10 protein-coding genes are annotated in these 13,311 nt (G+C 72.3%); 3 read left to right on the forward strand and 7 right to left on the reverse strand.

Annotated features, from left to right (window positions below; genetic code table 11):
• Nucleotides 1-8: 8 nt before the first annotated feature.
• Together QA861_RS24630 and QA861_RS24635 are read right to left on the reverse strand one after the other, a co-directional pair.
• Complete coding sequence (locus QA861_RS24630) at nt 9-689, reverse strand: 4'-phosphopantetheinyl transferase family protein (protein ID WP_334590751.1); 681 nt, start codon at nt 687-689, stop codon at nt 9-11.
• Nucleotides 686-1,510 carry a metallophosphoesterase family protein gene (locus QA861_RS24635; RefSeq protein ID WP_334590752.1) on the reverse strand — a complete coding sequence of 275 codons (825 nt, stop codon included), beginning with the start codon at nt 1,508-1,510 and terminating at the stop codon, nt 686-688. The genes QA861_RS24630 and QA861_RS24635 overlap by 4 nt, the downstream gene beginning before the upstream one ends.
• Before the next feature lie 206 nt (nt 1,511-1,716).
• On the opposite strand from QA861_RS24635, the gene QA861_RS24640 reads away from it, so the two are divergent.
• The 3 genes from QA861_RS24640 (at nt 1,717) to QA861_RS24650 (ending at nt 3,664) form a co-directional block, all read left to right on the forward strand.
• Entirely contained in the window at nt 1,717-2,502 is a 786-nt protein-coding gene (locus QA861_RS24640; RefSeq protein WP_334590753.1) for a thioesterase II family protein, read from the forward strand.
• 19 nt (nt 2,503-2,521) lie between these two features.
• The gene (locus tag QA861_RS24645) at nt 2,522-2,845 is read left to right on the forward strand and encodes an Rv0250c family protein (protein WP_334590754.1); all 324 of its coding nucleotides are present in this window, start codon (nt 2,522-2,524) and stop codon (nt 2,843-2,845) included.
• A 150-nt stretch (nt 2,846-2,995) separates the two neighbouring features.
• On the forward strand, nt 2,996-3,664 hold the full coding sequence (locus QA861_RS24650; protein ID WP_334590755.1) for an O-methyltransferase: 669 nt from the start codon (nt 2,996-2,998) through the stop codon (nt 3,662-3,664).
• A 61-nt stretch (nt 3,665-3,725) separates the two neighbouring features.
• Here QA861_RS24650 and QA861_RS24655 read toward each other — a convergent pair whose 3' ends face one another.
• The 5 genes from QA861_RS24655 to QA861_RS24675 are packed head-to-tail and all read right to left on the reverse strand — an operon-like array spanning nt 3,726 to nt 13,290.
• Nucleotides 3,726-4,865 (reverse strand): HAD-IIIC family phosphatase, encoded by a 1,140-nt coding sequence (locus QA861_RS24655; RefSeq protein WP_334590756.1) that lies wholly within the window; start codon nt 4,863-4,865, stop codon nt 3,726-3,728.
• Nucleotides 4,862-5,977, reverse strand: coding sequence for an acyl-CoA dehydrogenase family protein (locus QA861_RS24660; protein ID WP_334590757.1), 1,116 nt, complete (start codon nt 5,975-5,977; stop codon nt 4,862-4,864). The genes QA861_RS24655 and QA861_RS24660 overlap by 4 nt, the downstream gene beginning before the upstream one ends.
• Nucleotides 5,970-6,236 (reverse strand): acyl carrier protein, encoded by a 267-nt coding sequence (locus QA861_RS24665; RefSeq protein WP_334590758.1) that lies wholly within the window; start codon nt 6,234-6,236, stop codon nt 5,970-5,972. Before QA861_RS24665 ends, QA861_RS24660 begins: the two co-directional genes overlap by 8 nt.
• Nucleotides 6,237-6,241: 5 nt before the next feature.
• On the reverse strand, nt 6,242-7,114 hold the full coding sequence (locus QA861_RS24670) for a 3-hydroxyacyl-CoA dehydrogenase family protein (RefSeq protein ID WP_334590760.1): 873 nt from the start codon (nt 7,112-7,114) through the stop codon (nt 6,242-6,244).
• A gap of 11 nt (nt 7,115-7,125) precedes the next feature.
• Nucleotides 7,126-13,290, reverse strand: coding sequence for a type I polyketide synthase (locus QA861_RS24675; protein ID WP_334590761.1), 6,165 nt, complete (start codon nt 13,288-13,290; stop codon nt 7,126-7,128).
• Nucleotides 13,291-13,311: the final 21 nt, after the last annotated feature.

The following is a 13,311-nucleotide window of genomic DNA, read 5'->3' on the forward strand; positions in this document are numbered from 1 at the left end:
CGCAGCCGTCACCCCGGTCCGGGTGCCGGGGCGGGCAGCACGACGGCGGCAAGGGACAGCCCGCCCCCTACCATCCAGCGGCCGGTGAGTTCCGTCAGCCGGCGAGGGGCGGGCACCAGGAGCCGGGCGGCGAAGACGCCCGACACGTACCCCGGGGTGCTTTCCCGGCGGTCAAAGGTGATCGAGGCCTCCTCGAAGTCCAGTTCCCGGCCCGTGAGCGGGTACCAGACCTTGAAGACGGCTTCCTTGGCGCCGAACAGAAGCCGGTCCCAGCACACGCCGGTGGCAGCGTCGGCGCCGGCGATCCAGGAGCGTTCCTCGGGCCGGGCCACGACATCGAGCACCCCCTCCGGCAGGGCTTCGTGGGGTTCGGCGTCGATCCCCACAGCGGCGATGTCGGTCGCACGGGCGACGACGGCGGCACGGTAGCCGGCGCAGTGCGTCATGCTGCCGACCACACCGTCCGGCCACCGCGGCGCCCCTCGGTGCCCCGGCACGACCGGAGCCGGATCCAGGCCGAGCTGCGCCAAAGCGCGGCGGGCGCAGGCCCGTACGGTGGTGTACTCCCGGCGGCGCTTGTCCACCGCGTCGCCGAGCGCCGCTTCCTCCTCCGGGAACAGGCGGGTGTCGGTGAGGTCCTCCCGGGCCCAGGCGGAGGCGGTGGTGGCGGGCAGAAGCTGGTCGATCACGAGGGTGTCACCGCCGGAAGTATCTGGCGCAGAACGCCGCGGGGCATCCCCCGCTGCCGGTGTTCGCGGGGGTAGCCGACCGAGACCTCCTCGAACCGAACTCCGTCGTGCCAGGTCGTGCGGGGGATGTGCAGATGCCCGTAGACCACCGCCATGGCGTTGTACCGCAGATGCCACTTGGCGGTCTGTTCGGTGCCGCACCACTGGGCGAAATCCGGGTGGTACAGGACCCTTGTCGGGTCCCGAACCAGGGGGTAGTGGTTGACGAGAACGGTCGGCAGATCCGGGTCGCGCTCGGCGAGCCGGCGCTCCGTCTCCGCCACCCGGGCGTGGCACCACGCCTCGCGGCTCGGGTACGGATCGGGGTGCAGGAGCATTTCGTCGGTGCACACCACGCCGGCCTCGTACGCCTGGGCCAGCGCCTGCTCCTTGGTCGTGGCTGTGGGGGTGCGAAAGCTGTAGTCGTACAGAACGAAGAGGGGGGCGACCGTGACAGGGCCGCCCGGCCCCTCCCACACGGGGTAGGGGTCCTCCGGAGTGAGCACCCCGAGCCGACGGCAGATGTCGACGAGGTGGAGGTAACGTTCCTCGCCGCGCAACTGGACCGGGTCACTCGCGGGAGTCCACAGTTCATGGTTCCCAGGCGCCCAGATAACAGTGTCGAAACGTTCCCTCAACAACTTCAGCGCCCACGTGAAGTCCTCGGTAATCTCCCCGACATCACCGGCCACGATGAGCCAGTCGGCGTCGGAGTGAGGACGTATACCGGCCGCGAGCCGCCGGTTCTCCGGATAGGCCACATGAAGATCGCTTGTTGCCATGAGCCTGCCTGGTGCCTGTCCGGAAGATCTCATACGGCACTTTCTACCGGGTGGCACCCGCACCGAGGCAGTGGATCTGGGGTGGCCCGCGAGAACTCTGGGGGCTGTAGGGGTTGGCTAGGGGTGGCCGCTTCCGGGCAGGGCTGCCTAACCTCCGTATCGTGCCGACCGGCGCATGACCTACTCCGACGGAGGACAAACGGACGATGGATCGTAGCGCCGATGAACCGGACCTGTGGCTCCGGTGCTTCGCGGCTGCCCCCGAGGCCCGGACACAGCTGGTCTGTTTCCCCCATGCCGGCGGATCGGCGAGTTCCTTCCACGCCATGTCGGGTGCGCTGGCGCCGACGGTGGAAGTACTGTCCGTGCAGTACCCGGGCAGGCAGGACCGGTGGGCCGAGAAGTGCGTCGACAACGTGCCGGAGCTGGTCGACCGGCTGCTGCCGGTCCTGACGGCCCGAGCCGGCAACCGGCCGCTGGCGCTGTTCGGCCACAGCATGGGCGCCACCCTCGCCTACGAGGTGGCGCGCCGCCTGGAGCGGGCAGGCGGGGCGAACAGCCCGGTCACCGTGTTCCTCTCGGGGCGCCGGGCGCCACACTTCGAGCGCAGTGAGTACATCCACCAGCGCGACGACCGGGGAATCCTGCGGGAGTTGCAACTGCTGGGCGGCTCGGCCGCCGTGGCGCTGGCCGATCCGGAGATCCTGCAGATGGTCATGCCCGCCATCCGCGGCGACTACCGCGCGGCGGAGACGTACGTGCACGTTCCGGGACCGCCGCTGCGCTGCCCGGTCGTGGCACTGACCGGGGACGCCGACCCGCGTGCGTCCGTGCCGGAGGTCGAGGCCTGGAGCGAGTACGCCGAAGGGCCGTTCGTCACGCATGTCTTCAAGGGCGGTCACTTCTTCCTCAATGATCATCCGGAGGCGGTGCACAACACCGTCCGCGACCATCTCAGCTCGCTCCCGGTCTTCGGTGCGGGCACCGCTTAAGCCGAGACGGAGGGGCGCCATGCCCGGAGCTGACATCGGAGAACTGCTCGGCACCGTCGACCGGCTGGCCCGCTGCGTCGACTCGATGCGATCTTCCAGGCTCGGCGAGCCGACCGTGTTCCTCAAGCTGGTCGACGACGTGGAGCGGCTGCGCGTCAATGTCGCCACGCTCATCGGTGAACTCGTCGGCGGGACGCCCGCGCACCCGGCGGCGGGCGAACGGTCCGCCGTGAGGGTGTCCGACATGCCCTACGACTCCGGCCTGTGGCACGGCGCCGACGACGAGGGCGTGGGCGGCCACCGCCCTCAGGTCTCCCCGCGTCTCGGACCCGCCGGCGCCTGAGACCCCCAGGGCAGGGCGGAGCGGGTCAGGACGTGCCCTCGTACGGGCCCTTCCACCTGACGTCGACGCCCGGCGCCTGTGCCTGCTCCCGCACGGAACCCCGCGCGGCTCACGTTCCACGCCGACTCCCACCGGGACGGAGATTCACTCATGGCTGAGCAGATCGGCATGACCCCACGGCTTCTCGAGTACGTGAGGGACACCTCTCTGCGCGAGGACGACGTTCTGCGGGAGTTGCGTGAGGTGACCGCCGGGCTGCCCGCCGGCACGGCCATGCAGGTGCCTGCCGAGGAGGGGCAGCTCCTCGCGCTGCTGGTCCGCCTCACCGGGGCGAACGCGGTGCTGGAGATCGGCACTTTCACCGGCTACAGCACCCTGTGCATGGCCCGTGCCCTGCCCCTCGGTGGAAGGCTGGTGACCTGCGACATCACCGACCGATGGCCGTCGATCGGCGCGGAGTACTGGAAGCGGGCCGGGGTGGACTCCGTGATCGACCTGCGGGTGGGCGACGCGGCCGAAACCCTGGAGGGGCTGCTCGCACAGGAGGGCCCGGGAACCTTCGACCTGGTGTTCATCGACGCGGACAAGGCGAACTACCCGCGGTACTACGAGCTGTCCCTTGAGCTGCTCAGGCCCGGCGGCCTCGTCGTGGTGGACAACACGCTCTTCTTCGGCCGGGTCGCCGACCCGGAGTTCACGGACGCCGACACCGCGGGCGTCCGTGAACTCAACGCCCGGCTGCACGAGGACGAGCGGGTGGAGCTGAGCATGCTCACCATGGCCGACGGCATCACACTCGCACGGCGCAGGGACGTCTGACGACGCCCACACATGAGACCTCGCCGCGCGCTCCCGCGCGGCGAGGTCTTTTGTCGCGCGGTCAGGCCCCGGCCGCCACCGAGCTGTCGGCGGCGGCCCGCACGGCCAGGTCAGGTGCGACCAGCCGGATCGTCGCGGACGGGGGCTGCGGTGCCGCGGCCAGGTGCAGCCGCTCGACCTCCTCCGCTCCCCCGGCCCGCGCGTGCGCCGTCGCCACGGCGTCCCGGCAGGCGCAGGGCTCCTCGTCGAATCCCGCGAACCGGTAGGCGACTTCCATCATGCGGTTACGGTCCGTCCTGCGGAAGTCGGCCACGAGATGGACCCCGGCCGCGGCGGCCTGGCTCACCAGCCAGCTCAGGATGACCGATCCGGCGCCGAAGGAGACCACACGGCAGGACGTGGCAAGCAGCTTCAGATGCCATACGGCCGGGTGTTTCTCCAACAACATCACGCCGACGGCTCCATGGGGCCCGAACCTGTCGGTGAGGCTGGTGACCAGGACCTCGTGGCCGGGATCCGCCAGCAGGTCGCGCAGCGCCCGGTCCGAGTAGTGCACTCCGGTGGCGTTCATCTGGCTGGTGCGCAGGGTGAGTTCCTCGACGCGGGTGATCTCCTCCCCGGTGGCCCGGTCGATGCGCATCACCAGTTCGAGGGAGCGCAGGAACTCCTGGTCGGGGCCCTCGAAGTCGGACCGTTCACTCTCCCTGCGGAAGCCGGCCTGGTACATCTCCCGCCGGCGCCGGGAGTCCACCGTGCTGACGGCGGGGCTGAACTCGGGCAGGCCGGTGAGGGTCAGTGCCTCCTCGGCCGGGTAGCAGCGTACGTCCGGGAGGTGGTAGGCCACTTCGGCCCGCTCGGCGGGCTGGTCGTCGATGAAGGCGATGGTCCGGTGGGCGAAGCTGAGGCCTTCGGCGATACGTCTGACCGCTTCGGACTTGGGGCCCCAGCCGATCTCGGGCAGGACGAAGTACTCGGCGATGCCCAGCTCCTCCAGACGCGCCCAGGCGAGGTCGTGGTCGTTTCGGCTGCACACGGACTGCAGGATGCCGCGTGAGTCCAGTTCGACGACGGCCGTTCGTATCGCGTCGGGCAGCCGTACCTCCACGTCCTCCAGCAGCGTGCCCTGCCAGAGGGTGTTGTCCAGATCCCAGACCAGGCACTTCACCATGGCCGGCGCGTCGGCGCCGGTCTTGTCGCTCATGACGGCTCCACAGTTGTCAACGCGTGTTGGGCGAGCATCAGTTCACACATCTCGTTGCTGCCCTCGATGAGTTCCATCAGTTTGGCGTCCCGGAAGGCGCGGGCCACCGGGTGGCCGTCCTGGGCCCCCGCCGAGGCCATGACCTGTACGGCCGACGCTGCGCCGCGGGCCGCGTGGCCGGCACTGACGTGCTTGGCGAGGATGGTGGAGATCACCATGTCCGGGGAGCCGTTGTCCCAGCAGTGGCTGGCGTGTTCGCAGGCGCGGGTGGCGACCTGTTCCCCGACGAACAGGTCGGCCAAATGCTTGGCGACGAGCTGGTGGCGGGCGAGCGGCTGTCCGAACTGCGTGCGGGACGAGGCGTGCCGGGTGGTGGCGGCCAGACAGGCGCGCAGGATGCCGACGCACCCCCAGGCGACCGACATCCTCCCGTAGGCCAGGGCGGTGGTCACGAGCAGCGGCAGGGACAGGCCCTCGCCTCCCAGCACGCTGTCGGCGGGGAGGCGGACCGAGTCGAGGCGGACCTCGGCGTGTCCGGCGGCGCGGCAGCCGAGTGGATCGGCGACCCGTCGCACCTGGACGCCGGGTGCCCGGGCGGGCACGACCACGGCGGCGCCGCCGTCGCCCAGCCGTCCGAAGACGATGAGCAGGTCCGCGTAGTGAGCGGCCGTCATCCACACCTTGTGGCCGTCGACCACGACGCTGTCGCCGTCGGCGGTGATGCGGGTGTCGATGCCGGACAGGTCGCTGCCGGCCTGGGGCTCGCTGAAGCCGACGGCGGCCAGCTCGCCCGAGGCGAGGCGGGGCAGCAGTTCCCGGCGCTGTGCGTCGGTGCCAAGCCGTTCGACGGTCCAGGCGGCCATGCCCTGGGAGGTCATGACACTGCGCAGCGAACTGCACAGGCTGCCGACGTGGGCGGTGAACTCGCCGCCGGTGCGGCTGTCCCAGCCCAGGCCGCCGTACTCGGTGGGCACGCCGGTGCACAACTGCCCGGCGGCGCCCAGCTTTCTCAGCAGTTCGGCCGGGAGCAGGCCCGACCGGTCCCAGTCACCGGCCCGGTCACCGACCAGGCCGGTGACCGAGGCCGTCGCCTCGGCGAGACGGTCACTCACCGTTGTCCCCGGCGGCCGCTCGCAGTCGGCGGACCAGGGCCGCCATGCCCGCGACAGTACGGAAGTTGTCCAGGCGCAGGTCGGCGCCCCGGATCCCGATGTCGTACGACTTCTCCAGATGGACGACGAGTTCCATCGCGAACAGGGACGATAGGCCGCCGGACGCGAAGAGGTCCGTGTCCGCCTCCCACACGGTCCTGGTGCGGACCTCAAGGAAGTCGAGGAGTTCCTTCTCCACGGTCTCCGATGGCATGGTCATGGCCTTCACCCTTCGTATGCGTAGAAACCACGGCCGGACTTCCGGCCGATGTCGCCTGCCCGCACCTTCTCCAGCAGCAGGTCGCAGGGACGGCAGCCGCCGTCGCCGGTGCGCTCGTACAGCACGTTCAGCGAGTCGACGAGGTTGTCGATGCCGATGAGGTCCGCGGTGCGCAACGGGCCTGTGGCGTGGCCCAGGCAGCCCTGCATGAGCGCGTCGACGTCCTCGGCGGTCGCCGTGCCCTCCTGTACCACCCGGGCCGCGTCGTTGATCATCGGGTGGAGGACCCGGCTGGTCACGAAGCCGGGGGCGTCCCGTACCACGACGGCCTGGCGGCGGAGGGTGGCGAGCAGGGCCCGTACGGAGTCCATGGCCGCTTCGCCGGTGCGGGCGCCGCGAATGACCTCGACCGTACGGATGAGATAGGACGGATTCATGAAATGCGTGCCGACGAGTTCCGCCGGACGCACGGCCGCCGAGGCCAGTTCATCGATCGGAATGGACGACGTGTTGGATATCAGGAGAGTACCAGGCGAAACAACGGCGGAAACCTCCGCGATCACTTTCTCCTTGAGTTCCGTGATTTCCGTGACGGCCTCGATGACCGCGATGGAACCGGCCGCTTCGGACACCGAATCACTAATGACGAGTTCCCCGCCGGGAACGTCGTCCGGCAGCGCGCCCATGAGCCGCGCCAGCCGCAGTTCGTGGGCTATCCGGGCCTCCGCCTCCTCACGTTTGGCCTGGTCGACGTCGACGAGTGTCACCTGAACACCGTGGCCGATCGCCAGGGTGGTGATGCCCACGCCCATGACGCCGGCGCCCAGGACGGTGATGCGTGGCGCTTTCCGCACGTCACCGGCATTGTTTTCGGACATTTCACTCCACTTCATTTCCTGATGAATTCGGGAACTGTCGACTCGAGCCATCCGGTGACGGCTTCGACCGTCGTCCGCAGATGCTGTTCCATCATCGACCAGTGATTTCCGGGTACGTCCAGGACGGAATGTGCGGACTGCCATGAGGCCCGCCAGTCGATGTCGCTGTCCGGTGCCGGTTCCGCCAGCGGTCGTGAGGCGCGGACGAGCAGGACGGGCGCTTTGACGGGGGGCGGCGCCCAGTCGTCGAGGAGCTGGAAGTAGCGGCCCATCGCGGTCAGCCGGGTGCCGTCCATGGGGGCGGCCCGGTCCTCTCGTTCGAACATGCCGCTGACCAGCACGTCGTCGAACTGGGTCATGGCCTGGTCGTCGGACAGATAGGTGTCCAGCAGCACGACCGCGACCGGGCCGGCTCCGAGGGCTTCGAGGCGGGCGGCGGCGGCGTGGGCGAGGGTGCCGCCCGACGAGGAGCCGAGCAGTACTTTCGGGCGGTCGCCGAGGCGCCGCTGGAGGACCTCGGTCTGGAAGTCCAGCAGCGCGGACATGTCGGCGGGCAGCGGCTCGTCGGGGGCGAAGCCCGGCGCGTCCAGCGCGCTGACGCCGTACCGGCCCTGGAAGGCGGACGCGAAGCGGCTGTACTGGTGGGCTCCGCCGAGCGCCACCACGGAGGCGAAGCAGACCAGTTCCGGTGCGTCGTCCCGGACGTGGAGCCGTAGCAGCTCCGGTCGCCGGCCGGGTGAGCGCGGCAGGTCGGCCCCGGAACCGAAGTCGGGGCGCAGTTTCGCGGCCTGCTGGAGGATCTGGATGCCGGCGTGGATTTGGCCCGCCTCGCACGCCTGTCGGAACAGAGCGCTGACCGGGTCGTGCTGTGGTTCACCGGCCGGCTGCTCGGCTTCCGGCGTGGAACTCCGGGCGAGTTCCGCCCGCAGGTGCTCGGCCAGCCGGGCGGGGGTCGCGGAGTCGAGTACGGCGGTGGGGCGCAGCCGCAGGCCGAGGCCGGCCGCGAGGCGGTTGCGCAGTTCGACGGCGGTCAGCGAGTCGAAGCCGGCCTCCAGGAAGGCGTCGCCCGGGGACAGCGCGTCCGGGTCGGCGTGGCCGAGCACCTCGGCCGCGTGCGTCCGCACCAGCCGCAGCAGGATCTCGTCCTGCTCCGCCTCCGGTGCGGCGGCCAGCCGGGGCAGCAGCGACGCGTCGGGGTCCGGGCCACGGCGACGGGCCGCGGGGGTCCGGATCAGTGAGCGCAGCAGGTGCGGCACAGGGCCGCCACCGCGCTGGGCCCGCAGGTCCAGGCCCACCGGTGCGAGTACGGGGTCGTCGCCCGCCAGCGCCGCGTCGAACAGTGCCAGGCCCTCCTCGGTGGGCAGCGCGCGCACCCCGCCGCGTGCCATCCGCCGCAGGTCCGTGTCGCTGAGGGCGGCGGTGAGGGCGGTGCGCCGCTCCCACAGGCCCCAGGCGAGGGAGGTGCCGGGCAGTCCCGCCCGGTGGCGGGCGGCGGCCAGGGCGTCGGTGAAGGCGTTGGCGGCCGCGTAGGCGGACTGGCCGGGGCTGCCGAAGACACCGGCGGAGGAGGAGAACAGGACGAAAGCCGTCAGGTCGTGGTCCCGGGTCAGCTCGTGCAGATTCCAGGCGCCGTCGGCCTTGGGGCGCAGCACGGCCGCCAGGCGCTCGGGGGTGAGCGCCTCCAGCGTGCCGTCGTCCAGTACGCCGGCCGTGTGCACCACGGCACGCAGCGGGTGCTCCGGGGGGATCGCCGCGATCACGCCGGCCAGTGCCTCCCGGTCGGCCACGTCACAGGCCGCGACGGTGACCTCGGCTCCGGCGGCGCCCAGTTCGCCGGTGAGTTCCGCGATGCCCTCGGTCGCGGTGCCCCGGCGGCCGAGCAGCAGCAGGTGCCGTACACCGTGGGAGGTGACCAGGTGCCGGGCCACCAGTCCGCCGAGGGTGCCCGCGCCGCCGGTGATCAGGACGGTGCCGTCAGGGTCGAACGCCGGGGCCCGGTCGGCGGCGGGCGGACGGACCAGACGGGGGGCGTACAAGGAGCCGTCACGCAGGGCCAGTTGGGGTTCGCCCTCGGCCAGGGCGGTGGCGAGGGCGGCTTCGAGGCCATCGCCGCCGTCGGTGTCCAGCAGCACGAAGCGGCCGGGGTGCTCCAGTTGGGCGGTGCGCAGCAGTCCCCAGACGGCGGCGCCCGCGAGGTCCGTCTCCGTGCCGTCGAGGTCGACGGCGCCACGGGTGAGCACCACCAGCGGGGTGTCGGTGAACTCGGGTGCCGCCAGCCAGCGTTGCAGCAGGGCCAGTACCGCGCCTACGGCGGTCCGGGCCCCCTCGGGGCCCGGGATCGCGGCGGGCGGGCACAGGGCCAGCACCATGTCGGACGTGGTGGGCACGTCGGCGAGGTCGGGGCACCGGTCGGCCCGGAAACCGGCCGGCAGCAGCTCGCCGTCGGACACGCCGAGTGTGGCGGCCCGGGTGCCGGTGGACGGCTCGGTGGCGGGCAGCGGCGTCCAGTCGAGGCGGAACAGTGACCGCTCGGCCGCCACGGGGGCGCCCGCCGCCGCCCGCAAGGTCAGGGCGCCGACCGTGACCACCGGGCGTCCGGTGCGGTCGGTGACCCGCACCGACACCGCGTCGCCGCCCTGCTCCGCGGGCCCGAGCACGACCCGCAGGACCGGGTCGGCCGCCGGGGCGAGGGTGACGTCGTGCCAGGAGAACGGCAGCGGCACGCCTCCCGTACCACCGGTGTCGGTGCCGTCGGGGCGCAGGGCGACCGTCTGCAGCGCGGCGTCGAGCAGGGCCGGGTGGACGGCGAAGCCGCTCTCGCGGTTGCCCGGCGCCGACTCCGGCAGGGCCACCTCGGCGTGGATCTCGTCGCCGCTGCGCCAGGCGGCGCGCAGGCCCTGGAAGAGGGGGCCGTAGTGGACCCCGGCCGCCTCGAAGTCCGCGTACAGGCTGTCGAGGTCCAGTTGCCGGGCGCCGTCGCCGGGCGGCCATCGCCCGGGGTCACCGGGCGCGGGCAGGGGGGTCTCGGCGAGGGTGCCCGCCGCATGACGTACCCAGGGTTCGGCGGATTCGGGGTCGTCGGGGCGGGAGTACAGCGCCACGGTCCGGCGGCCGTCGGGGTCTGGCGCGTCCACGGTCAGCCGCAGCCGCCGGGCCTCGTCGGGGGCGAGCACCAGGGGTGCGGCCAGGGTGAGTTCCTCCACCGTCGTGCAGCCGACATGGGCGGCGGCGTGGGCGGCCATCTCCACGAAGGCGACACCGGGCAGCAGCACCGTGCCGGAGACCGCGTGGTCCGCGAGCCATGGATGGGTGCGCGTCGAAAGACGCCCGGTGAACAGGACACCGTCGCCGTCCGGGAGGTCCACGGCGGCGGTCAGGAGCGGATGTCCGGTCTCCGTCTGGCCCGCCGACTCGGGATCCCCGGCGTGCGTGGGCACGTCGAGCCAGTAGTGCGTGCGCTGGAAGGCGTACGTCGGCAGGTCGGTGCGGCGCGCCCCGGTGCCGTCGAACGCGCGCCGCCAGTCGACACTCACGCCGTTCGCGTGCGCCTCGCCGAGTGCCAGCAGCATCCGGTTCAGACCTCCCTCGTCGCGGCGCAGGGTGCCCACCACCACGGCGTCGTCCGCGCCGGCGTCGGCGGCGGTGTCACCGATGCCGTAGGTGAGCAGCGGGTGCGGGCTGACCTCGACGAAGGTGCGATGCCCGGCGTCGAGGAGCAGCCGGATCGCGTCGTGGAAGCGGACGGTGCCGCGGAGGTTGCGGTACCAGTAGTCGTGGTTGAGGTCACCGGCGCCGATCCAGTCGGCGTCCACCGTGGACATGAGGGGTACGGCGGGGGCGCCGGGGGTGAGACCGGCCAGGTCCTCGCCCAGTCGGTCCCGTACGGTGCTGACGTCGTCGGAGTGCGAGGCGTAGTCCACGGGGATGCGCCAGGCCATGACGCCCTCGGCGGCGAGTTCGTCCACGAGGGCACCGACCTCGTCGCCCGGTCCGGCCACCACCAGCACGCGCGGGCCGTTGACGGCGGCGACCGTCACCTTGCCCGGGTGGCGTTCCAGGTAGGGGGCGAGTTCGGCCTGGGAAAGCACCACGGTGGCCATGCCGCCGCCTCCGGCGAGGCCGGCCAGCGCCCGGCTGCGCAGCGCCACCACCCGGGCCGCGTCCTCCAGGCTGAGGGCGCCCGCCACGCAGGCGGCGGCGACCTCGCCCTGGCTGTGGCCGACGACCGCGGCCGGTTCGACCCCGTACGACCGCCAGAGCGCCGCCAGCGACACCATCACGGAGAACAGGACGGGCTGCAGGACGTCCACCCGGTCCAGGCCCGGTGCCTCCGGCGCGCCGCGCATCACCGCGGTGACCGGCCAGTCGAGGTAGGGGGCGAGCGCCTGTTCGCACTCCGCGATCCGGGCGGCGAACTCCGGTGACTCGTCCAGGAGTCGCGCGGCCATGCCGGGCCACTGGGAGCCGAGGCCGGGGAAGACGAAGACGGCCTTGCGTCCGGGCCGGGCGCGGGCGGTGACGACCGCCGGATGGGGCCGTCCGGCGGCCAGCTTGGCCAAGCCTGACAGCAGGGCGGGGCGGTCGTCGCCGACGACGACGGCGCGGTCCGCGAAGCGGGACCTGCCGGTGGCCAGCGAGAACCCGACGTCCAGGGGACGCGCCCGCGGGTCGTCGGTGAGATGGGCGTGCAGGGCGGCGGCCTGGGCGCGCAGCGCCGTCTCTCCCTTGGCCGAGAGCAGCCAGGCGAGGGGGGCGGGGGCCGTGCCCTCGCGGTCCGCGGGTGTCTCCGGTTCGGCGGGCGGCGCCTCCAGAACCGTGTGGGCGTTGGTGCCGCTGGCGCCGAAGGAGGAGACGCCGGCGCGGCGCGGGTGGTCGTTGTCCGGCCAGGGGGTGGCGGTGGTGAGCAGGGCGATGTCGCCCTCGGTCCAGTCCACCTGGGGGTTGGGCCGGTCGATGTGCAGAGTGCGGGGCAGCAGGCCGTGGCGCATCGCGAGCACCATCTTCATGATGCCGCCGACCCCGGCGGCGGCCTGGGTGTGGGTCAGGTTGGACTTGAGCGAGCCGAGCAGCAGCGGCCGGTCCGCCGGGCGGCTTTGGCCGTAGGTGGCGAGCAGTGCCTGCGCCTCGATGGGGTCGCCGAGGCGGGTGCCCGTGCCGTGCGCCTCCACCGCGTCGACCTCGGCGGGCGAGAGGCCCGCGGCGGCCAGCGCCTGCTGGATCACCCGCTGCTGGGAGGGCCCGTTGGGCGCGGTCATGCCGTTGCTGGCGCCGTCCTGGTTGACCGCCGAACCGCGGACCAGGGCGAGCACGGGGTGGCCGTTGCGCCGGGCGTCCGACAGCCGTTCCAGGAGCAGGACGCCGACCCCCTCGCCGAACCCGGCTCCGTCGGCGGCGGCGGCGAACGACTTGCTGCGGCCGTCGGGCGCGAGACCGCGCTGGCGGCTGAACCCGACGTACAGGCTCGGTGTGGACATCACCGTGACGCCCCCCGCCAGGGCGAGGGTGATCTCCCCCGCCCGCAGCGCCTGGCAGGCCAGGTGGAGGGCGACCAGTGACGACGAGCACGCGGTGTCGATCGTGACGGCCGGGCCCTCCAGGCCGAGGGTGTAGGCGATCCGGCCGGTGACCACGCTGGGTACGGTGCCGGTGCCGATGAACGCCTCGACGTCCTGCGGTATCCGGCCCAGCCGGGCGCCGTACTCGTTGTACATGACGCCCGCGTACACGCCGGTGCGGGTGCCGCGCAGGGACAGCGGGTCGATGCCGCCGCGTTCGACGGCCTCCCAGCACGTCTCCAGGAGCAGCCGCTGCTGCGGGTCCATGGCCAGCGCCTCACGCGGCGAGATGCCGAAGAAGCCGGCGTCGAAGCCGCAGGCGTCGTGCAGGAAGCCGCCCTCCCGGGTGTAGGAGGTGCCCGGGGTGTCCGGGTCGGGGTCGTACAGGTCGGCGACGTCCCAGCCCCGGTCGGCGGGGAACTCGCTGACGGCGTCGCGTTCCTCGGCCAGCAGCCTCCACAGGTCCTCCGGGGTGCGGACCCCGCCGGGGTAGCGGCAGCTCATCGCGACGATGGCCACCGGTTCCCGGGACTCGTCGCGGAGCCGCACGTTCTCCCCGCGCAGCCGCTCGTTCTCCAGCAGGGAGGCGCGCAGTGCCTCGACCACCTTGTGCGTGGACATCTCTCTCCTCACATCCCGTTC

It is taken from the genome of Streptomyces sp. B21-083, from assembly GCF_036898825.1.
GTDB lineage: Bacteria > Actinomycetota > Actinomycetes > Streptomycetales > Streptomycetaceae > Streptomyces.

What these genes read in the sequence shown, in the direction of transcription:
- QA861_RS24635 (WP_334590752.1), bottom strand. Translation starts at nt 1,510, where the DNA reads ATGGCAACAAGCGATCTTCATGTGGCCTATCCGGAGAACCGGCGGCTC.
- QA861_RS24640 (WP_334590753.1), top strand. Translation starts at nt 1,717, where the DNA reads ATGGATCGTAGCGCCGATGAACCGGACCTGTGGCTCCGGTGCTTCGCG.
- QA861_RS24645 (WP_334590754.1), top strand. Translation starts at nt 2,522, where the DNA reads ATGCCCGGAGCTGACATCGGAGAACTGCTCGGCACCGTCGACCGGCTG.
- QA861_RS24650 (WP_334590755.1), top strand. Translation starts at nt 2,996, where the DNA reads ATGGCTGAGCAGATCGGCATGACCCCACGGCTTCTCGAGTACGTGAGG.
- QA861_RS24655 (WP_334590756.1), bottom strand. Translation starts at nt 4,865, where the DNA reads ATGAGCGACAAGACCGGCGCCGACGCGCCGGCCATGGTGAAGTGCCTG.
- QA861_RS24665 (WP_334590758.1), bottom strand. Translation starts at nt 6,236, where the DNA reads ATGACCATGCCATCGGAGACCGTGGAGAAGGAACTCCTCGACTTCCTT.
- QA861_RS24670 (WP_334590760.1), bottom strand. Translation starts at nt 7,114, where the DNA reads ATGTCCGAAAACAATGCCGGTGACGTGCGGAAAGCGCCACGCATCACC.
- QA861_RS24675 (WP_334590761.1), bottom strand. Translation starts at nt 13,290, where the DNA reads ATGTCCACGCACAAGGTGGTCGAGGCACTGCGCGCCTCCCTGCTGGAG.